The organism is Brevibacillus sp. NL20B1 (genome assembly GCF_018195675.1).
Lineage (GTDB): Bacteria > Bacillota > Bacilli > Brevibacillales > Brevibacillaceae > Brevibacillus > Brevibacillus aydinogluensis.
Genome location: NZ_JAGTPT010000002.1, coordinates 15,667 through 36,318 on the forward strand (window position 1 = coordinate 15,667; position 20,652 = coordinate 36,318).

A 20,652-nucleotide genomic window follows, 5' to 3' on the forward strand; every position below is an offset into this window, starting at 1 on the left:
CGTGGAACGCGTCACGGCAGCTATAGCCGAGCGGAGAGAAGAGTTGTTTGCCCTGCTGGCCGAACTCGTCGCTCATCCCACGGTCAGCCCGCCTGCCCGCAACAGCGGCGGCGCGCAGAGCCTGATCGCCCGAAAACTGGACGAGCTGGGCTTTGAGGTAGATCGCTGGCCGGTCTTTCCCGGCGATGACAACGTGGTGGGCCGCCTGCGGGGCACTGCGCCGGAGCGGGCGCACAGCCTGATCATCAACGGACATATAGACGTGGCGGAAGTGGGCGACGACAGCGGCTGGACCTATCCGCCGTTTACGCTTACCCGGGGCCGGGACGGACGCCTGTACGGACGCGGCGTCGCCGACATGAAAGGCGGGCTGGCAGCCAGCCTGTTTGCCATCCGGATGCTGCGCGAGCACGGAATCGAGCTGAAAGGCGACCTGATTTTTCAATCGGTGATCGGCGAAGAAGCGGGGGAAGCAGGCACTCTCTCCGCCATCGAACGGGGCTATTCCGCCGACTACGCCGTCGTGGTGGACACCAGCCACCTGCACATGCAGGGACAGGGCGGTGTGATTACCGGCTGGATCACGGTAGAAAGCCCCGTCACCCTGCACGACGGGATGCGGGCAAAAACCATCCATGCCGGCGGACGCGTGCACGGTGCCTCCGCGATCGAAAAGATGATGAAGATCATCGCCTCGCTGCAGGAGCTGGAACGCCACTGGGCAGTGATGAAGTCGTACCCGGGATTTTCGCCGGGCAGCAACACGATCAACCCCGCGGTCATCGAGGGCGGTCGGCATGCGGCATTTATCGCCGACCGCTGCGCGCTGTGGATCACCGTCCATTTTTACCCCAACGAATCGCATGAAGCGATCATTCAAGAAATCGAAGCCCATGTGCAGGCGGCGGCTGCGGCTGACCCGTGGCTGCGGGACCACCCGCCCACATTCCGGTGGGGAGGACGGTCGATGATCGAAGAGCGGGGCGAGATTTTCCCCTCGCTGGAATTGGATCAAAACCATCCGGCGCTGTCCAGACTGAAGCAGGCCTATCAGGCGGTGATGCAGCGTACACCTGTGGTGGACATGTCCGGAACGGTAACGGACGCAGGCTGGTTTGCCCACGCCGGCATTCCGGCGGTGATCTTCGGACCCGGCGAGCTGTCCCAGGCCCATGCCGTTGACGAGTCGATCGATCCAGACGAACTGGTCCGCTTTGCGCAAATCATGGCCCGGTTTCTCGCAGACTGGTGCAACACGGAAAAGGAGTGAATGTCCTCGTGGCCACTTTTACAGAGCGCCTGTTGAATCGCGTCGCTCCGATTTGGGAGCGTTCGCATCGTCATCCGTTCGTAACCGGCTTGGGCGACGGCAGTCTGCCGGTTGAATCGTTCCGGTTTTACCTGAAGCAGGATTACGTCTACCTGATCGACTACGCCAAACTGTTCGCAATCGCCAGTACCAAGGCAGACGATCTGGCCACCAGCGCCAGATTTGCCGCCCTGCAGGAGTCGACGCTTCATTACGAGATGGAACTGCACCGGCAGTACGCTGCCCGCTTCGGGATTTCCCGCGAAGAACTGGAGGCGACCGAGCCGTCATTTGTCATGCTGGCCTACACCAGCTACATGCTGAAAGTAGCCCACCAAGGCACGCTCGCCGAACTGGTCAGCGCCGTTCTTCCCTGCACGTGGAGCTATTGGGAGATCGGCAAGCAACTGGCGCAGGTGGACGGCGCACTGGATCATCCGCTCTACGGTGAGTGGGTGCGCACCTACAGCTCCGACGAGTTCGGCCAACATGCACAGTGGCTGATCGGACTGATGGATCAACTGGCGGAAGGCAAAAGTGAACGGGAGCTGAACCGTCTGGAAGAGCATTTTCTCAATACCTCGAGCATGGAGTATCTGTTTTGGGATATGGCATACCGGAGGGAAATGTGGCCGTGCGAGAAAAACTAGCCTTCGCCGGCGTCCGATTCTCCTACGGGGAGAAGGCCATTCTCGACGGATTTCAGCTTGCGGTCGGACGCGGCGAACTGGTCAGCCTGATCGGGCCGAGCGGGATTGGCAAAAGCACGCTGTTTCAGCTGGCGGCAGGCCTTCTGGAGCCGCAACACGGCGAGATCAGGCTGGACGGGGAACCGGCAGCCCGGCGGCTGGGGCAGGTCGCCTATATGCCGCAGCGTGATCTGCTGATGCCGTGGCGGACAGTCGTGGAAAACGCCGCGCTGCCGTTGGAGATTCAGGGCATGCCGCGCAGGGAGGCACAGGCCCGGGTAAGGCAGGAGCTGCCACGCTTCGGTTTGGACGGCTGGGCGGATGCTTATCCGGCGCAGCTCTCCGGCGGCATGCGGCAGCGGGTATCGTTTTTGCGCGCGCTGATGACGGGCAGCGACCTCTTGCTCCTGGACGAGCCGTTCAGCGCTTTGGACGGCATCACCCGGATGGAGATGCAGGAGTGGCTGCTTACGATGTGGCAGCAGACGGGTTGCACGATGTTGTTGATCACCCACGACATCGACGAGGCGATCCTGCTGGCGGACCGAATCGTCGTGCTGCTTGGCAGCCCGATCAGCAGTCCGGTGGAACTGGACGTCCCGGTGCCGCGGCCGCGCTCGCTGGCGAGCCGCAGTCATCCGGCGTTTCAGGCGCTGCGCGGGCAGATTTGGGAGCTGTTGCGGCAATCGGCCACGGCACAGCCGGTCGGGAGGTATGCGTGATGAAGACGGTTCACCAGGGTATCTGGTTTGGCCTCTCGTTCGTGCTGCTCTTGGCCGGCTGGGAAGCGGTCTGCCGCCTGTTTGCCATCCCGCCGTTTATCCTTCCGCCGCCAAGTGCCGTGCTGCTGGCCGTATGGGATTTGCGCGAGCAGCTGTTCGGCCTGCACCTGTGGGCAACGCTGCGGGAAGTGCTGTTGGGGTTGTCGGCGTCGATCGTGTTTGGCATTGCGCTCGCCCTGATGATGAGTCTCAGCCGCCCGGTGGAACGGCTGGTCTATCCCTATATCGTGATTTCACAGACGATTCCCATCATCGCCCTGTCGCCTGTCTTCATCCTCTGGTTTGGCTACGAACTGTCGGGAAAAATCGCTGTGACGATCCTGTTCACGTTTTTTCCCATCGTCGTCAGCACCTATGATGGTCTGCGCGCGGCCGACCCGGAGATGGTCAACCTGCTGAGGACGATGGGGGCGTCGCGCTGGCAGATTTTTTCCAAACTGCAGCTTCCGGCCAGCCTGCCGCATTTTTTCAGCGGTCTGAAGGTAGCGGCCACGTACAGCGTAGGAGGGGCGACCATCGGCGAGTGGCTGGGCGCGAGCGAGGGATTGGGCTATTTCGGCCGGCGCGCATCGGGCAATTTTCAGGCACCCGCCCTGTTTGCCTCCGTGCTGCTGCTCTCTGCGCTCGGCATGCTGCTCTTCTGGCTGGCCGGCACGATTGAACGGCGGTTTGCACCACATGCGCGCACAAACACACGGAAACAGATGAAAACACAGTAAGGAGAATATTGAGCCATGAAACGTTATTCCAGATGGGCCAAGACATTGATGAGCTTGTCGCTGGCGGCCGGGCTGGCGGCGTGCGGCAGCCCGGCAGGAAGCGAGACGGCACCGCAAGCCAATCAGCCGGCGGCGGGCACAGGCGAGCCGACCGAACTGACCATCGCGCTCGACTGGTATCCAAACGCCGTGCACTCGTTCCTCTACGCGGCAGAAGAACAGGGTTATTTTCGTGAGGAAAACCTGAACGTCCACCTGCAAATGCCATCGGACACCAACGACCCGCTGAAAATGGTGGCGGTCGGCAAGGTGGACTTGGCCATCAGCTACCAGCCGCAGGTGGTGCAGGCTCGTTCCGAAGACATTCCGGTCGTCTCCATCGCGGCGCTCGTGCGCGAGCCGCTGAACGTGATCATGACGCGCAAGGACAGCGGTTTGGACACGCCGGAAAAGCTGGTTGGCAAAAACATTGGCTATCCGTCCATTCCGCTGGACGAGTCGATCGTCCGCACTGTGCTGAAGCATACGGGCGCGGACGATTCCAAGCTCAGTTTTACCAACATCGGCTTTGACATCATCCCGGCGCTCACAGCGAAACAAGTGGATGCGGTAGTGGGCGGCTATATCAACCACGAACAGTTGATCCTGGAGAAAAATGGCGTGCCCGTCAACGTTATCAAGCCCAGCGACTACGGCGTTCCTTCCTACTATGAGCTGGTTATAGCCACCAGCGACGAGACCTTGGGCAAAAAGCAGCAGGCGCTGGAGGCGTTCCTGCGGGCGGCTGCCAAAGGACAGGAATACGTGAAGAACCACAAGGCGGAAGCGCTCCAGCTCCTCTTGGACAAACAGGCCAAAGAGTTCCCGCTGGATCAAGATGTGGAAACAAAGAGCCTGGACATCTTGCTGCCGCTGATGGACGCGGGCGACCAGCCGTTCGGCACCCAGACGGCCGAATCCTATCAGAAGCTGATCGACTGGATGAAACAAGAGAAGCTGATCACAAACGACGTCAAGGTGGACGACGTCATGCGCAATCTGTTGAAGTAGTTGAAGATAACGAACAAGCCCAAACGTTCAACACGCGTTTGGGCTTGCTTTTATCCTGCACACCCCCTTTCCTTTTTGCTGACAATGGTCTTATAATGGAAAGGGGAAATCAGGACAAGGAGACGTTTTGATGAACGACAATCGCGAAGATCGCTACAATAAGCTGATTATCTGGACGTTTGTCGGCAGTGTGTTGATTTGTACGCTGTCCGTCGCCATTTACATGTACATGATCATGTTTTGAATAAACGGGAACAACAATGAAGCCACTGACGCCGGTCAGTGGCTTTTTTTGGACGACGAGGCTGCTGAACGGACATCCTGGTAATGCGCTTTTAGTCGGCGGACTGTACCGTACCAGTTGAAAGAGGAGCGGACCCTCGTCCTGCCGTTGGCAATCAGCCGTCTGCGCAGTGCCGGATTGTTGCGGATGCGGGCGATGGCGCGGGCAAAAGCGGCCGGGCTGTTGGCCTGGTTGACCAGCAGGCCGCTGTGTCCGTGTATGACAACTTCCCGTATCCCGCCGCGATTGGAAGCCACAACGGGGATGCCGGATGCCATCGCTTCGGTGTTGACGGTGGCCAGGCCTTCGCGAAACAGGGTGGGGCAGACAAAGACATCTCCGAGTTGGAACATCTGGTGCACCCGGGAAGGCGGCACGTAGCCCGTGAAGCGGACAGGGACGCGCAGGCGCTTGGACAGATTGCGAACGTACCGCATGTATGGCGTCTGCCGCCTCACGCCTGGCCAGGAGGCGCCGACAGCCACCAGGCGGATGTTGGGTATGCGCCGTTTCAACTGAGCGACGGAGCGGATCAGGGTATGCAGTCCCTTGCCTCTGACGATTCGTCCGACGAACAGAACATTGAAACTCCCGGCCAATCCCATGCGTCTCCGCAGACGCAGTTTCGCCGCGGCCGGCCACGGACGGAATTTTACCGCGTCCACTCCGGGAATCGCGGTGCGGAATTTGTGGGCGTGGGCGGGATAGCGCCGTTTCATCGTGTTGGTGACAAACGACGATACGGACGTGATGCCGTTCACCTGACGGAGGATCGCATTGGCCTGCGGCAGGGTCAAGCGAGACATGAATGTAAGCGAGTGGAGCGACAGAATGATCGGCGTATGGGGGAACGCCTGTCGCACAAACGGAACAAATCGCGGCCGATTCTCAATCTGGATGATGTCAAACGACTGTCCCGCCACTTTGCGCAGCGCGGCGCGCAGGTAGGCGAACGGCCTGCTGCTGGGGACGCGGATCACCTGAAGGTTGCCGTCGACGTACCGGCTGACGCTCGGCAAGCGGGGATGGCTGCGGCTGAGCAGCACGACCTTTTCGCTTTGCGCCATGCGCTTGAAAATGTTGTACGTGACGGATTCGACGGAGCCGCCTTTGATCGGGGGGACCGGCAGTTGCTCTGGACAAACAACCAGGATGCGCACCTCTTCACCCCTCCACGTGTACGTTTGTTGAGTTAATGCCTGTATATCCTATGTCGGGACGAGGTGTGAACTCCTAGACAACTACCTGTTTTCAAAAAATAGGCCGCCCATGCCACACGGGGGATACAATGCTGCAAGAGAAACTGCCCCTTTGTTGCCGGTATGATATTTCGGAAAATTTTGCAAAATGGTATTATGGTACATAGGTCTGCTAGATTTTTCAATCTGGCACTACACTAGGAGAAGGAGGGTATTATGAATCAGTTACACAAACGCATAGGGATGTGGCTGCTGACGCTGCTGTTGCTGCTGAATGTTGCGGCGGTACCGGCCCTTGCCCAAAAGGCAGCAACCGCAGCCGACCCGCTGACAGCCCACATCGACAAGCTGCTGGCCGATCTGGCCCGTGATGAGAACAGCATCGGTCTTCACGCCGGCATCGCCGTATACGATTTGCACGAAAAGGCGTATCTGTACCGGCACAACGCCCACCGAACGTACGTGCCCGCGTCCAACCTGAAGCTCTTTACCTCTGTCGCGGCGCTGGACAGACTGGGCCCCGATTACCAATGGAAGACGGAGGTGTACGCTGCGGGCAAGCTGCTGCCAAGCGGCGTGCTCAATGGCGACCTGATCCTAAAGGGGTATGGGAACCCCGGGCTGTCCGTCGAAGACTTGCAGCGTATCGCGGCCGCGCTGAAGGAGAAGGGGCTGACCCAGATAAACGGCGATCTTTTGGTAGACGACAGCTATTTCGATGACACCCGCCTCGGCATCGGCTGGATGTGGGATGACGAGCCATACGGCTACAGTGCCCAAATAAGCGCACTAGCGGTACATAAGAACAGCATCACTGTAACAGTCACGCCGGCGAAACAAGCGGGAGAGGCACCGACGTTGACGATGGAGCCGGACACATCCTACATCCGGTTGGTAAACAACCTGAAAACGGTCGAAGGCACCACAAGCGACATCAGTGTAGAGCGGCCGCGCGGCACAAATACGGTCGTCTTTTCCGGAATGATCGGCATTCAGGCCAAGCCCTACCAGGAAGACGTGACGATGGAAGACCCCGCCCTGTTTGTTGCCGATGTGTGGAAGCGGCAGTTGGCTGCCGCCGGGATCAAACTGCGTCCCCAGGCGAAAACGGCCAAAACCACGGTCACTACGGGCGTCGCGCTCTACACCCACCTGTCCAAACCGCTGTCCGAGCTGCTCGTGGAACTGAACAAGGAGAGCGACAACTTCTACGCCGAGATGTTTTTGAAGACGCTTGGGGCGACGCAAAAAGGAGAGGGCAGCAGCAAAGCGGGGAGCGAAGTGGTCGCCGACGTGCTGAAGCGGGCAGGTATAGACGCCGGTTATCAACAGGTGGACGGTTCCGGCCTGTCTCGCTTCAACTGGATCACCGCCGAGCAGATGGTCAAACTGCTCGCCTTCGTGCAGGAGCAGGAGTATCGGGATGCGCTGGAAACGTCCCTGCCGATCGCCGGTGTGGACGGCACCTTGAAAAACCGTCTGCAGGGAACCCCGGCGGAGCGGAACGTCATCGCCAAGACCGGCTCGATGGGCGGCGTAAACAGCCTGTCCGGCTACGCCACAGCCAAAAACGGCCACAAGCTGGCGTTTTCCATCCTGATCAATGGCATCTACAAATCAAAGTACGCCCGCGATCTGCAGGACCAGCTCGCGATCCTGCTGACCCAGTACCCGGAGCTTGCCCACCCGGACAAATACGAGGCGCAGGAGCCCGCCACCTACAAGCTCTCTGCGCTGTTGGACCCGATCCTCGACGCTGCCGACCAGTCCGGTATCACCACCGGCGTGATCGTCAAGTCGCTGGACGATAAAGGAGACGACGCTGTCTGGTACGAGCGCAACGCGGATACGTTGATGACACCGGCCTCCAATTTGAAACTGCTGACATCAGCGGCGAGTCTCCTCCAGTTGGGGAGTGGGTATACATTTAAAACGGAGCTGTATGGATCGGCGCCCTTGCCGAAAAACGGCGTGCTGAACGGCGATCTGTATGTCAAGGGCTACGGCGATCCCACCTTGCACACGGAGGACCGTCTGAAGGTGCAGGAAGGCGTTTCCGTCGAAGAAATCGCAGGCTGGCTGAAAGCGCAGGGCATCAAGCGGATTAATGGCAATCTGGTGCTGGACGACAGCTATTTTGATGACCAGCGGCTCGGCCTCGGCTGGGCCTGGGACGACGAGAGCTACTACTACAATCCGCTGATCGGCGCGCTGTCCCTCAACCGCGGCACGGTCATGGTGGAGTACCAGCCGGGTGCGAAAGCGGGAGAAGCGGTTCAGGTAAATCTGCTGCCCAAGACCGCGTACGTCAAGATCATCAACGAAGCGAAAACGGTCTCAGCCGGTGAGGAAAACACCTTTGCCATCACGCGCGAACGTGGAACGAACACGATTCACGTCACCGGAAACCTGCCGCTGGGAACGGCAGGCGACTACGAACGGGTACCGGTGGAAGAGCCTGCCTTGTACTTCGGCACAGTCCTGCGGGAGGTGCTGGAAAAGGAAGGAATCACCTTCGCCGGCAGCGGCAAGGTATTAGCAGGAACTGTTCCCGCTCAGGCGGTCAAGTGGACGGAGTTTGCGTCGCAGCCGCTGCGGGAGATTGTCTCCTATCTCAACAAGAAAAGCGACAACTTCTACGCCGAGATGCTGTTAAAAACACTGGGTGCGGTCAAAGGGGAGGAGGGCAGCGCTGTAGCCGGTGTGAAGGTCGTGAGTGATACTGTTCAATCGCTTGGAGGCCGCACCAATTTTGACATGGTGGACGGCTCCGGTCTGACCCGCTACAACCTCATCTCCGCCCGTCACGTCCTGTCAGTGTTGGAGGGAATGAGCAGGCAGGAGACCTTCGAGATGTACTACGACTCCCTGTCGGTGGCCGGCGTGGACGGAACGCTGCAAAACCGGATGAAGGGAACGGCAGCCGAACAGAACGTACACGCCAAGACAGGCTCGATGACAGGCGTGAACTGCCTGTCCGGCTACGTGACCACCCAGGACGGCAAGAAGCTGGCGTTCTCCATCCTGCTGAACGGGTACGCAAAAGGCAGCAAAACCTTTACAGACATCCAGGATCAGATCGCCATTGCGCTCGCCTCATTTCAAGAGGACCAATGAAAAGCTGGCGACTTCACCATAGCTGACAGACCACTTAAAGCTGACGGATGTCAGGAAGTCCGCAAGCCTTGTCGGATCGACGGCAAGCAGCTTGCGGACGTTTTTATTAACGGAAAATTCGTGATTGTATACGGATTGAAAATTGTCGTATAATGAAAAACAAAAAAAACGAAAACGGAACAAAAATTCCGAATATCGGAACGGAGGGTGAGGATTGTCGGACATCAACAAATCGGTCCACAAGGCGGCGGACCTGCTTCAGCTGTTTCTCGCCCGCCAGCACCTGTCGGAAACGGTCGAACATGCCGTTCACCCGAACATGTGCGGACACGGACTGGCATGGCGACAACCGTCAGGAGGGAATCGGCGATGAAGGTACGTCTGGAACCGCTCGGCGATCACGCCGTGGTCGTCCGCTTCGGGACAAGCATTGACCCGCACATTCACAGCCAGGTGATGCAATTTTCCGCATCGCTGGAGCAGGAGCCGCTGCCCGGCATGGTGGAATACATCCCCGCTTATGTTACTGTCACGGTGTTTTACGACCCCTTCCAGTTGTACGAGCGATACAAGGGACGGCAGCGGATGGACGGAGGAAGCCGTCAGCCGTTTTCACCCTATGAATGGTTCTGCGGGCAGATTCGCGAAAGGCTGAACAATCTGGGGCAAACAGCCCCTGTCAGCGGCCGGTTGGTCAAGATTCCCGTCCTATACGGGGGCGAAATGGGCCCCGACCTCGGGGAAGTGGCCCGCCACAACAACCTGACGGAGCAGGAAGTGATTGAAACGCACGCCTCTGGCGATTACCAGGTGTACATGATCGGATTTGCCCCCGGATTTCCCTATATCGGGGGGATGCCGGAAAAAATCGCCACACCGCGGAGACAGTCACCCCGCCTGTCCATTCCGGCAGGTTCTGTCGGTATCGCCGGCAAACAGACTGGCATCTATCCGCTGGAAACGCCGGGCGGTTGGCAGATCATCGGCCGCACGCCGCTGAGGCTGTTCCGTCCGGAAGCAGATCCGCCCAGCCTGCTGCAGGCAGGGGATCGCGTCCAGTTTGTGCCCATAACGGAAGAGGAATTTCGCGCATACGAGGAGGGATCGGCATGACGATACGCGTCATTCGCCCCGGACTGCTGACAACGGTCCAGGATGCTGGGCGTTACGGGTATCAAAAACACGGCGTGATCGTAAGCGGGGCGATGGACCCGGTTGCCCACCGGGCCGCCAATCTGCTGGTGGGCAACTGCGACGCAGACGCCACGCTGGAAATGACGCTGATCGGACCGGCCCTCGAATTTACGGAGGACGCGCTGATCGCCATTTGCGGCGCCGATTTGTCGCCCACGATCGCCGGCGTTCCCGTGCCGCTGTGGAAGCCGGTGTGGGTAAAAAAGGGCGCCGTCCTGGAGTCAGGCGGCTGCCGTGCCGGGGCGCGCAGTTACCTGGCTGTGGCCGGAGGGATACAGGTGCCGGTGGTGATGAACAGCCGCTCTACATACTTGCGGGCCGGTATCGGCGGTCATGAGGGGCGGCCGCTTCGTGCCGGAGACGTTTTGAAAGCCGGGCCGCTTCCGGAACAGTCGGCGATGATGATCCGCCACTTGCGCTCGCACGCGGAGGAGGGGGCATTTGTTCCGGCAGAGTGGGGGATCGGACCGGAATTGCTACCGGCATACGATTCATCGCCAGTGATACGGGCCATGCGCGGCAGTCAGTGGGACTGGTTTACAGAAGCGAGTCAGGAGGCATTTTTTTCGCAGGCGTTTCGGATCTCACCGCAATCGGACCGAATGGGCTACAGGCTGGAGGGACCTGTCTTGTCGCTCGTCTCGCAGACGGAGCTGATCTCCGAAGCCGTGTCGTTTGGCACTGTGCAAGTCCCGGCCGAGGGCAAGCCCATCGTGCTGCTGGCCGACCGGCAGACGACGGGCGGCTATCCGAAAATCGCCCAGATTGCCAGTGTCGATCTGCCGCTCATCGCCCAGACCAAGCCGGGGGATGTGATCCGGTTCGTCGAAATCAGCCGGGCCGAAGCGGAAGCGCTGCTGCTTGAGAGGGAGTACAGCATTCGGCAGGCCAGGTTGGGCATTCAGTTCAAACTTGCATAGGAGGGATTTGCATGCACCGCGTGGATCTCAATTGCGACATGGGAGAGAGCTTTGGCGCCTACACGATTGGAAACGACAAAGCGATTCTGCCCTATATCACTTCCGCCAACATCGCCTGCGGCTTCCATGCCGGCGATCCGGGCACAATGCGCCGGACGGTAAAGCTGGCACTGGAACACGGCGTCATGATCGGCGCCCATCCGGGCCTGCCTGATCTGCAGGGCTTCGGCCGGCGCAACATGGCCGTATCTCCGCAGGAAGCGTACGATTTGATCGTCTATCAGGTGGGAGCACTGCAGGGCTTTGTACAGGCGGAAGGAGGCACGATGCAGCATGTGAAACCGCATGGAGCCTTGTACAACATGGCGGCTGCCAACCCGGAACTGGCCCGGGCGATTGCCGAAGCCGTCTATCGGATCAATCCGGAGCTTTACCTGGTCGGACTCGCGGGCAGTCAGCTTGTTGTGCAAGGGAAGAACATCGGTCTGCGGGTAATCAACGAAGTCTTTGCCGACCGCACCTATCAGCAGGATGGCTCGCTGACGCCCCGCAGCCAGCCGGATGCGCTGATTGCCGATGACGAACAGGCGGTCTCCCAAGTAATCCGCATGGTCAAGGAAGGTAAGGTGACCACACGGCAGGGGACAGACATCGAGATAACGGCGGAAACCGTCTGCATCCACGGCGACGGTCCGCACGCACTGACGTTTGCCCGCAAGATTCGTGCGGCGTTGGAAACGTCTGGAATCGCAGTCAAGGCGATGAAACATCCAATGTAGAGACAATCGGGGGGATCTAATATGAAAGCATCGAGAATCAGCCTGCTGTTGGGTGCCGCATTTTTGATGGCTACGTCCGCCATCGGACCGGGCTTCTTGACGCAGACGACTGTATTTACGCAGCAGTTGGCCGCCAGTTTTGGCTTTGTCATCCTGATGTCGATCCTGCTGGACATCGGGGCGCAGCTGAACGTGTGGCGCATTATCACGGTCTCGGAAAAGCGGGCCCAGGACATTGCCAACATGGTCCTGCCCGGCCTGGGTTACCTCGTCGCTCTGCTGATCGTCCTGGGCGGTCTGGCGTTTAACATCGGAAACGTCGCCGGAGCGGGGCTGGGATTGAACGTGCTGTTTGGCATCTCTGCAGAGACGGGGGCGTTGGTAAGTGCAATCATCGCCATCGGGATTTTCCTCGTGCGCGAAGCAGGCAAACTGATGGACCGATTTGCCCAGTTCATGGGCGCTGTCATGATTGTCCTGACCCTGTACGTAGCGGTCACCTCTTCGCCGCCTGTGGGGGAAGCGGTCGTCAAATCCTTTGTTCCCGACACCATTGACGTGCTGGCGATCGTCACCCTGGTGGGCGGAACGGTCGGGGGATACATCACGTTTGCCGGCGGCCATCGTCTCCTGGACGCGGGGATCAAGGGGGTTTCCTCCTTGCCGGAAGTGACGAAAAGTTCTGTCTCCGGTATCGCCATCGCGTCTGTCATGCGCATCATCCTGTTTCTCGCAGCGTTAGGCATCGTCGCCCAGGGGCTGCAATTGGACCCCTCCAATCCGCCTGCATCCGTCTTTCAGTTGGCGGCTGGACAGGTGGGGTACAAGATCTTCGGCGTGGTCATGTGGGCCGCGGCGATCACTTCGGTCATCGGCAGCGCCTACACATCGGTCTCGTTTATTCGTACCTTCCATGAAAAGATTGACCGTTACCACAACTGGATCATCGTCGGCTTCATCGCTGTTTCCACGCTGGTCTTTGTGCTGGTCGGCCGTCCCGTGAAAATCCTCGTTTTGGTGGGGGCGTTAAACGGCTTGATTCTCCCGCTAACGCTCGGGGTGATGCTGATCGCCGCCTATCGCAAAAACATCGTCGGGGATTACAAACACCCGCTGTGGATGACCATTTTCGGCTTGATCGTCACGATTACGATGGCAGTCATGGGCGTATATACCTTGGTGAATGAGCTGCCGAAACTGTTCCAATAATCAGGAAGAATGGATACCGCAGGACGCTTGCCGCCGCCTGCGGTGTTTTCCGTGCAATCCACGACTGAATGGAGGGACTGAGCATGAACGAGTTTGCGTCGATGCATCCGAAAGAGGCCCGTATGCTGATGCGGGAAGGGCGTTGGGACAAACCGACGGCAGGAATGGCTGCCGGATATGCACAGGCCAACCTGGTGATTTTGCCGCAATCTCTCGCTTTTGACTTCCTGCTGTTTTGTCAGCGCAATCCAAAGCCGTGTCCCGTACTGGATGTGACCGAACCCGGATCACCCGTTCCGGCACTGGTCGCTCCGGACGCCGACCTGCGTACCGATCTCCCCCGATACCGTGTCTATCGGAAGGGTGTACTGGCGGAGGAAGTCACCCGGATTGACCATTTGTGGCGGGAGGATATGGTCGCCTTTTTACTGGGGTGCAGCTTTACCTTTGAACAAGCGCTGCTGGACAACGGCATTCCGGTGCGCCACATCGAACAACACTGCAACGTGCCCATGTACGTAACCAATCTGGACTGTGCAAAGGCGGGCCGCTTCTCCGGCCCGATGGTGGTCAGCATGCGGCCCATTCCGCACGATCAGGTGGTGCGGGCGGTACAGGTCACCTCCCGCTTTCCGGCGGTGCACGGCGCACCCGTCCACATCGGCGACCCGCGGCAGATCGGGATAGCCGATGTAAACACGCCTGACTTTGGCGATCCCGTCCCGATTTATCCGGGGGAGGTCCCCGTCTTTTGGGCCTGCGGCGTGACGCCGCAAGCTGTGGCGATGCGCTGCAAACCGGAGCTGATGATCACCCACGCTCCGGGGCACATGTTTATTACCGACCAGCGGGACGCGCAGTACGGGGTACTGTAACATGCGGCAGGCACTCTCGATCATTCAGTGGGCCATGTTTATCCTCGCCGGCAGTGTGGTGGCTCCGCTCGCGATCGGGCAGGCGTACGGCATGACGCCGGTGGAAATCGCCGACTTTGTGCAGCGCTCGCTGTTTGTCCTGGGGGTCGTATCGGTCCTGCAGGCCCTCTGGGGACACCGGCTGCCCATCGCCGAGGGGCCCGCAGCGCTGTGGTGGGGCGTGTTTCTCCTGTTTGCTTCCCTGGCTCCCGCGATGGGACTCCAGCCGCGCGAGGTTCTGCCTGCCCTGGAACTGGGGCTGATCGCAAGCGGCCTGATTTTCCTTGCACTGAGCGCGTTTGGCTGGATGGACCTGATTCGCCGGCTGTTTTCGCCGACGGTGGTCGGCACGTATTTTCTCCTGCTGGTGGCGCAGATGAGCGGACCGTTTGTCACCGGCATCCTGGGAGCAAAATCGGGCGCGATTGACGGAAAAGCGGCGGCCATTTCGCTCGCTACGCTCATCGTGTCGCTGGTCCTGGCAAGGAGCCGATACCAACTGCTGCGCAGTTATTCGGTGCTGATCGCAATTGCGTTTGGCTGGTCCTTGTTCGTCCTGGCGGGCCTGTACCAGAAAATCGAAGCACCGGCAGAGGACTGGGTTTCCCTGCCTCATCTGCTGTCGTGGGGATGGCCGCACGCTGACGGCGGCATTATGCTGACCTCGCTCATCGTCACCGTCCTTTTGCTGAGCAATCTGATCGCCAGCATGGAGGCGGTGAAACGGGTGGTCCACCCTGCCGAGCCCGTCAGTGCCAACCGGTCCGGCATCATCATGGGCATCAGCCAACTGCTGTCCGCCGCGTTTTCCACGATCGGCTTCGTGCCGGTGTCCTACACGGCCGGCTTTATCCTGACCACGCGGATGAAGGACAAATGGCCGTTTGTGATGGGCAGTCTGCTGCTGGTCGCGGTCAGTTTCATACCGGCGGTCACGCTGTGGTTTGCCTCGATCCCCGTCTCGGTGGGGTACGCCAGCGTGTTCCTCTCGTTTGCCAACATGATTGGCATGGGAATCCAGGAGATCGCCAAAAGCGGGCTGGATGAACGGCAGGGGTATATCGTCGGCGTTGCGCTGATGGCCGGTGTCGGCTGCATGTTTTTGCCCGCCTCATTCCTGGCGCAGCTGCCGCCCTACATCAGTCCGCTCGTCAGCAACGGTCTTTTGATGGGCGTGCTGATCTGCATGGCGCTGGAGCGGCTGGTCCACTCGCGGCCTGCGTCCAGCCGGGAAAGCGAATAATTCTTCCCATTTTTCTGCAAACGTGGTATGATGACACAGAACAAACGTTCGAGTTGGGAGGAAGACAAATGGAATGCGTGCTGGACGACGTGACGGTTCATTACGTAGAATACGGTGAGGGATATCCTGTATTGATGCTGCACGGATTTTCACCTGATCATCGGCTGATGACGGGCTGCATGGAGCCTGTCTTCGCCGACCGTCCGGGCTGGCGGCGGATCTATCTGGACCTCCCGGGGATGGGACGGACCAAAGCAGCGGATTGGATCACAGGATCGGATGAGATGTTGTCGGTCGTCGAGCGGGTGGTGGAGCGGCTGATACCGCACGGAGCGCCGTTTTTGGTCGCGGGAGAATCCTACGGAGGCTATCTCGCCAGGGGGCTGCTCACCCGGCAGGCGCATCGAATGGCCGGTATGCTGCTGATCTGTCCGGCCATTCACGCGGAAAAGGAGAAACGGGACCTGCCCCCGCTTACCGTGCTGGCTCGGGATGAGAAACTGCTGGCCGAACTGACGCCGGAAGAGCGGGAGGAGTTTACCTCCATTGCTGTCGTGCAGGACCGCTGCAGCTGGGAGCGCTTTGAGCGGGAAATCCTCTCCGGCTTACAGATGGCCGACAAGCACTTTCTGAACAAGCTGAAGCAGCGATTCTCGTTTTCCTTTGATGTGGAACCGCTGGTCGGGCGGTATGACAAACCGGTGCTGATCCTGACCGGACGGCAGGATGACTGCACGGGCTACCGGGACGTGTGGACGATCCTGGAACATTATCCGCGGGCTAGCTTCGTCGTGTTGGATCGCGCGGGCCACAACCTGCAGATCGAGCAAAGCCGGCTGTTTACCGCGCTCGTCCACGAATGGCTGGACCGTGTGGAGGAGGAGCTGCGCAGGGAAAAACGGTAGTCTGCGTCAGTCAGGCAGCCGGTTATGTTCCTATGTCTCCGTCTGTCGTCCGCACGAGTAACAATTTCAGCGTGCAGACACAGGACACGGCGTACCATCCTGATCAGGAACGTATTTTTCAAATAAATTGAAATCATTCACAAAAGTGAACATTGCGAATATCGCGTTGCTACTGGATTCCCGGCGGAAAAGTTGATAGAATCCCTCTCTATATAGGAGGAGGGAGCTATACTGTGAAACATACGCTGTCCAAAAAGGACATGGTCCTGATCAGTTTTATGCTGTTTTCCATGTTTTTTGGGGCGGGAAATCTCATTTTTCCGCCGTTTCTCGGTCAATCGGCCGGTGAGCAGGTGTGGCTATCCCTCGCAGGCTTTCTGCTGTCGGCGGTAGGGCTGCCGATTCTCGGGGTCGTTGCCATCGCCAAGGCGGGCAGCTTTTTCGCGCTGTCCCAACGCGTGCACCCGGTCTTTGCCTGGCTGTTCCCGCTCTTGATCTACCTGTCGATCGGTCCCGGTCTGGCGATTCCGCGCGCCGGAAGCCTGGCGTTTGAGATGGGAATGGCGCCGTTTCTGCCGGCTGCCTGGTCGACGCAGCCGTGGGGGCTGGCCGTGTACTCCGCCGTCTTCTTCGCGGTGGTCTTCTGGCTGAGCCTGTCCCCGTCCAAACTGGTGGATCGCTTCGGCAAGTTGTTGACCCCGACGCTGTTGGCAATCATTTTGCTCATCTTTGTTAAAAGCCTGCTGTCTCCGATGGGGCCATCGGCGCAGCCTGTCGGGCCGTACGCCGAGCATCCCGCGTTTCAGGGATTTCTCGACGGGTATCTGACCATGGATGCGCTGGCCGCTTTGGTCTTCGGCATCGTCGTGGCCAACACGCTGCGCGCCAAGGGCATCGAGGACAAAGGTCGCCTGTCCGTCTACATGATTGGCGCCGGTCTCGGGGCGGGTGTGCTGTTGGGCGTCATTTACGTGATGCTGGGGATGATTGGTTCCGCCAGTTCGTTCTTGGGCAAAGCGGACAACGGGGCGCAGATTCTGACCAACGTGATGGGCTACCTGTTCGGCGCCAGCGGGAAAGTGCTGCTTGGCGTCGTGTTTACGGTGGCGTGTCTCTGCGTTTCCATCGGACTGGTCACCTCGTGCAGCCAGTACTTCAACAGCCTGCTGTCGCGCCTTTCGTACCGGGCCTGGGTAAGCATCCTCTGTCTCGTCAGCATGACGATCGCCAACCTGGGGTTGACGCAAATTCTCGCGGTCTCCGTACCAATCCTGGGAGCGATCTATCCGGTCGCCATCGTGCTCATCCTTCTGGCGCTGGCCGACCGCGTCATTTCCGCCCGTTCGTTTGTCTACGTGACCACGGTCAGTCTGGTCGCGCTGTTTGGCGTGATTGATCTGATCAATGCGACGGCGGGAAATCACCGCTGGGACACCTGGCTGAATGCGCTGCCGCTGTATGCGCAGGGAGCCGGCTGGGTGATGCCGGCGCTGATCGGGTGCTGCGCCGGCATGGTGCTTGATTTCAGCAGACGAATCCGGGGCGAAAGAAGAGAGGAGCAGCCGTCCTAAGACGGCGATGCAGGGGGGAAGAAGCAGACGATTCTGCTTTTTCCGCCCTGTTTTATATTTCCCGCGTCTTGCGTAAGAAAGCTCGGGATTCATACCGGCAGCATCTCGTGCTTGCGCCCTTGTTATTCTGGAAGATTGTGACTTTTTGCCGGTACGTTCGTAGTAACCAAGGGAAGATTACATAGGAAAACACGGAAGATACGAAAAAGAAAGGATGACGCGAGTGAAGGCAACACCCGTCTCGGCTGGGGAGAGGATCGCCGAACTGGATGTTCTGCGCGGATTTGCCCTGTTTGGCATCTTTTTGGTGAACATGCCCACTTTCCTTATGCCTGACCTGTTTCTCCCAGATGACCGTTTGCCGCTGTCGCATTCGGTGTCGGACGATTGGATTCGGCTGCTGTTCGACATGTTTGTCCAAACCAAGTTTTACACCATCTTTTCATTTTTGTTTGGCGCCGGATTTTACCTGTTCATGAGTCGGGCAGAGCAGAAGGGATATGCGGCCAAACGGTTGTATCTGCGCCGCTTGACCGGGCTGATGCTGTTCGGGCTGGTCCACCTGCTGTTTTTCTGGTATGGGGACATTCTCCACACCTATGCGCTGGCGGGCTTGTGTTTGCTCTGGTTTTTCAACAGATCGGAAACGTCCATACGCAGGGCGGCACTCATTCTGCTGATCGGGTGGAATCTGTTGATGGCGCTGACGCTGTTGATTCCCGGCGAATCTTCGTACAGCGCTGAAACATGGCAGCTTGCACAGGAAACGATCTCCGTGTACAACCAGGCGGGGCTGGCGGAATGGCTGCAGTTCCGCTGGACCCATGAACTGCCGATCGTGCTGCAGAACGATTTGATAAACGTCTTGTCCATCCTGCCGCTGTTTTTGCTGGGATTGTACGCAGCCAAAAAGGGCGTCTTTCATCGTCCCGAACAGCACATGGCGGCCATCAAGCGCGTCTGGCTGCTGGCGCTGGCTGCAAGCGTTCCGCTGGTGGCGATGATTCCGCTTGTCCAATCTGGCGTCGTGGACCTGCCTGCACCGCCCGACATAGCTGGACTGGTGTTTATCGGGTGGAGCGGCCTGGCGCTGTGCGCGTTTTACATCACGTCACTGCTTCTGCTGATGCGGACAGGGCGAGGACGAAAGCTGCTGGCACCACTCGCGCCTGTGGGGCAGATGGCACTGACCAATTACCTGGCGCAGACCGTTCTGTCGCTTTGCATCGTCCGGTTTTTCCATCTGTACGGGGAGGCGGAGATGTGGCTCGGACTTGTGCTGTGCCTGGTGATTTTTCCGCTGCAGGTGGCGTGGAGCCATTGGTGGCTTGCCCGCTATCGATTCGGACCGCTGGAGTGGCTGTGGCGCTGTTTGACATACGGTATTGTTCCACAGATGAAACGATGAGGCACATTCGCATCGGTCCGCCGCCCGCGCTGCACTTTCAGGCCAGTGCGGCGGATCGGCAGGATGTGAATATCTGTATTTTTTTGAACGGGAGAAAGGGTTGGAAACGAGTCAATGGCCCGAAAAGAACGAATTGTTGAACTGGACGCGTTACGCGCTTTTGCCTTTTTTGCAGTGGTGTTTCAGCACGTGATCGGCGTCTACATGCGAAAGCCCGGAGTGGACGAGATGACGGCATTTTTGTACGGAAATCTATTTCACCTGTTCAAGTTTGCCGTTCCGGCTTTCGTCTTTATTACCGGACTGGTGCTGTTTTACAACTACTACGACCGGGTGAACTACCCCGGCTTTATCCGCAAGCGGTTTACCGAGATCGTCGTGCCCTACGCGATCTGGTCGTTGATCTACATGGTGTGGCGCCGAGACGTGACCGGGTGGGACGTCTCGGCGCTCGTCAGCTTCGTGAAATCGTTGGTCGCAGGCACCGCCTCGTACCACCTGTGGTTTGTCGTCATGATCTTTCAGTTTTATCTGCTGTACCCGCTGCTGTTAAAAGGCTTCAAGGCGGCAAAGCAGCGTTTGTCCGGCCGCGCGGCACAGGCGCTCGCCGTCGCAGCGGCGGCGTTCGTGTACGCGGGACTGATGTGGGTGTCGGCACGCTATCTGCCAGCTCATCCGTTCCGTTTTGACGTGGCCTGGCTGGACGCGTATCTGATCACCTGCAGGGACCGCAATTTCCTATACTATTCCTTTTATTTCCTGCTGGGCGGGATGGTTGCGTTGGCACTGCCCGCGTTCCGCTCGTTTCTGCAGCAGCGCTGGCCCTACCTGCTGATTGTGTTTGCCGCTGCCTACGCGTACATCGGGTATGAGCTGGTCAGGGATTCGGGCGGCTATATGGTCAACCTCAACGTGGCCACGTCGCTGAAACCGTCCATGTTTATCTATACGGTGGCCCAACTGCTGCTGATCTACCTGCTGGCCGTCCTCGTGACAAAACGGGACTCGCGCTGGACTGCCTTGTTTGCGATGATCGGCCGGAATTCGTACGGGGCGTACCTGGTTCATGCTCTCGTGCTCACGTACGTGATGAAGGGTTTGAACCTCTGGGATGTCACCTTTAGCAGCATGTTTGGCAGCGTGATTGCGTTTCTGCTTTGTTCATCGGCTTCGATCGCTCTCTCGTACGGACTGGCCAAACTGCCGTTTGGAGCATTGTTGGTCGGGGCGGCGGAAAAAAAGCGGACCAGTGCGCCGGGACAGGCGGACAAGCAGTGGAAGCAGGCGATGTAAGAGGATGATACGAAAAAGGCTTCTCTACAGGGGAAGCCTTTTTGCATGTGCTCCGTCAGATTGACAAT

At 58.9% G+C, this 20,652-nt stretch carries 18 protein-coding genes; 17 read left to right on the forward strand and 1 reads right to left on the reverse strand.

Going from position 1 to position 20,652, the window contains the following annotated elements; genetic code table 11:
• Window position 1 precedes the first annotated feature (1 nt).
• From KDN35_RS01840 to KDN35_RS01860, 5 genes are read left to right on the forward strand one after another with little or no spacing between them, the layout of a single operon-like run.
• Entirely contained in the window at window positions 2-1,270 is a 1,269-nt protein-coding gene (locus tag KDN35_RS01840; RefSeq protein WP_376717847.1) for an acetylornithine deacetylase, read from the forward strand.
• Between the two features lie 8 nt (window positions 1,271-1,278).
• Complete coding sequence (gene tenA / locus KDN35_RS01845; RefSeq protein WP_212131943.1) at window positions 1,279-1,959, forward strand: thiaminase II; 681 nt, start codon at window positions 1,279-1,281, stop codon at window positions 1,957-1,959.
• Entirely contained in the window at window positions 1,944-2,720 is a 777-nt protein-coding gene (locus KDN35_RS01850; protein ID WP_171564812.1) for an ABC transporter ATP-binding protein, read from the forward strand. The genes tenA and KDN35_RS01850 overlap by 16 nt, the downstream gene beginning before the upstream one ends.
• Window positions 2,720-3,499, forward strand: a complete 780-nt coding sequence (locus KDN35_RS01855; RefSeq protein ID WP_212131944.1) for an ABC transporter permease — start codon at window positions 2,720-2,722, stop codon at window positions 3,497-3,499. Before KDN35_RS01850 ends, KDN35_RS01855 begins: the two co-directional genes overlap by 1 nt.
• A gap of 15 nt (window positions 3,500-3,514) precedes the next feature.
• The gene (locus KDN35_RS01860) at window positions 3,515-4,549 is read left to right on the forward strand and encodes an ABC transporter substrate-binding protein (protein ID WP_212131945.1); all 1,035 of its coding nucleotides are present in this window, start codon (window positions 3,515-3,517) and stop codon (window positions 4,547-4,549) included.
• A gap of 279 nt (window positions 4,550-4,828) precedes the next feature.
• Here KDN35_RS01860 and KDN35_RS01865 read toward each other — a convergent pair whose 3' ends face one another.
• Window positions 4,829-5,992 carry a glycosyltransferase family 4 protein gene (locus KDN35_RS01865; protein WP_212131946.1) on the reverse strand — a complete coding sequence of 388 codons (1,164 nt, stop codon included), beginning with the start codon at window positions 5,990-5,992 and terminating at the stop codon, window positions 4,829-4,831.
• Window positions 5,993-6,247: 255 nt separating this feature from the next.
• On the opposite strand from KDN35_RS01865, the gene dacB reads away from it, so the two are divergent.
• From dacB to KDN35_RS01925, 12 genes are all read left to right on the forward strand, one after another.
• Complete coding sequence (gene dacB, locus KDN35_RS01870; RefSeq protein WP_212131947.1) at window positions 6,248-9,148, forward strand: D-alanyl-D-alanine carboxypeptidase/D-alanyl-D-alanine endopeptidase; 2,901 nt, start codon at window positions 6,248-6,250, stop codon at window positions 9,146-9,148.
• Window positions 9,149-9,362: 214 nt separating this feature from the next.
• Window positions 9,363-9,521 carry a hypothetical protein gene (locus KDN35_RS01875; protein ID WP_212131948.1) on the forward strand — a complete coding sequence of 53 codons (159 nt, stop codon included), beginning with the start codon at window positions 9,363-9,365 and terminating at the stop codon, window positions 9,519-9,521.
• Window positions 9,518-10,261, forward strand: coding sequence for a 5-oxoprolinase subunit PxpB (gene pxpB / locus KDN35_RS01880; protein WP_171564818.1), 744 nt, complete (start codon window positions 9,518-9,520; stop codon window positions 10,259-10,261). The genes KDN35_RS01875 and pxpB overlap by 4 nt, the downstream gene beginning before the upstream one ends.
• Window positions 10,258-11,262, forward strand: coding sequence for a 5-oxoprolinase subunit C family protein (locus KDN35_RS01885; protein WP_212131949.1), 1,005 nt, complete (start codon window positions 10,258-10,260; stop codon window positions 11,260-11,262). Before pxpB ends, KDN35_RS01885 begins: the two co-directional genes overlap by 4 nt.
• Before the next feature lie 11 nt (window positions 11,263-11,273).
• Window positions 11,274-12,041, forward strand: a complete 768-nt coding sequence (locus KDN35_RS01890) for a LamB/YcsF family protein (RefSeq protein ID WP_212131950.1) — start codon at window positions 11,274-11,276, stop codon at window positions 12,039-12,041.
• A 21-nt stretch (window positions 12,042-12,062) separates the two neighbouring features.
• Entirely contained in the window at window positions 12,063-13,250 is a 1,188-nt protein-coding gene (locus tag KDN35_RS01895) for an NRAMP family divalent metal transporter (protein ID WP_171564821.1), read from the forward strand.
• An 83-nt stretch (window positions 13,251-13,333) separates the two neighbouring features.
• Entirely contained in the window at window positions 13,334-14,125 is a 792-nt protein-coding gene (locus KDN35_RS01900; RefSeq protein WP_171564822.1) for a putative hydro-lyase, read from the forward strand.
• Window position 14,126: 1 nt separating this feature from the next.
• Window positions 14,127-15,407, forward strand: a complete 1,281-nt coding sequence (locus tag KDN35_RS01905; RefSeq protein ID WP_171564823.1) for a purine/pyrimidine permease — start codon at window positions 14,127-14,129, stop codon at window positions 15,405-15,407.
• Between the two features lie 68 nt (window positions 15,408-15,475).
• Entirely contained in the window at window positions 15,476-16,312 is an 837-nt protein-coding gene (locus KDN35_RS01910; protein WP_212131952.1) for an alpha/beta fold hydrolase, read from the forward strand.
• A 260-nt stretch (window positions 16,313-16,572) separates the two neighbouring features.
• Window positions 16,573-17,883 carry a branched-chain amino acid transport system II carrier protein gene (gene brnQ, locus KDN35_RS01915; protein ID WP_212132045.1) on the forward strand — a complete coding sequence of 437 codons (1,311 nt, stop codon included), beginning with the start codon at window positions 16,573-16,575 and terminating at the stop codon, window positions 17,881-17,883.
• 214 nt (window positions 17,884-18,097) lie between these two features.
• Entirely contained in the window at window positions 18,098-19,291 is a 1,194-nt protein-coding gene (locus tag KDN35_RS01920) for a DUF418 domain-containing protein (protein WP_216369281.1), read from the forward strand.
• 114 nt (window positions 19,292-19,405) lie between these two features.
• Window positions 19,406-20,584, forward strand: a complete 1,179-nt coding sequence (locus KDN35_RS01925; protein ID WP_212131953.1) for an acyltransferase — start codon at window positions 19,406-19,408, stop codon at window positions 20,582-20,584.
• Window positions 20,585-20,652 lie beyond the last annotated feature (68 nt).